Origin of the sequence: Citrobacter sp. EC_71 (assembly GCF_019584005.1) — a bacterium.
Classification (GTDB): domain Bacteria; phylum Pseudomonadota; class Gammaproteobacteria; order Enterobacterales; family Enterobacteriaceae; genus Citrobacter; species Citrobacter werkmanii.
The window spans coordinates 1-231 of record NZ_VDAY01000103.1 but is presented as its reverse complement, the minus strand read 5'-3'; the positions used below and the strand labels follow the sequence as shown (position 1 = coordinate 231).

General features: G+C 54.5%; 1 rRNA gene. It reads left to right on the top strand.

Annotated features, from left to right (window positions below):
- Nucleotides 1–231: ribosomal RNA gene (locus FHD02_RS24230) — 23S ribosomal RNA — on the top strand; the annotation flags it as partial.

The following is a 231-nucleotide window of genomic DNA, read 5'->3' as shown; positions in this document are numbered from 1 at the left end:
GAAGGGGGGACGGAGAAGGCTATGTCGGCCGGGCGACGGTTGTCCCGGTTTAAGCGTGTAGGTGTGTGTTCCAGGTAAATCCGGTTCACTTTAACACTGAGGCGTGATGACGAGGCACTACGGTGCTGAAGTGACAAATGCCCTGCTTCCAGGAAAAGCCTCTAAGCATCAGGTAACACGAAATCGTACCCCAAACCGACACAGGTGGTCAGGTAGAGAATACCAAGGCGC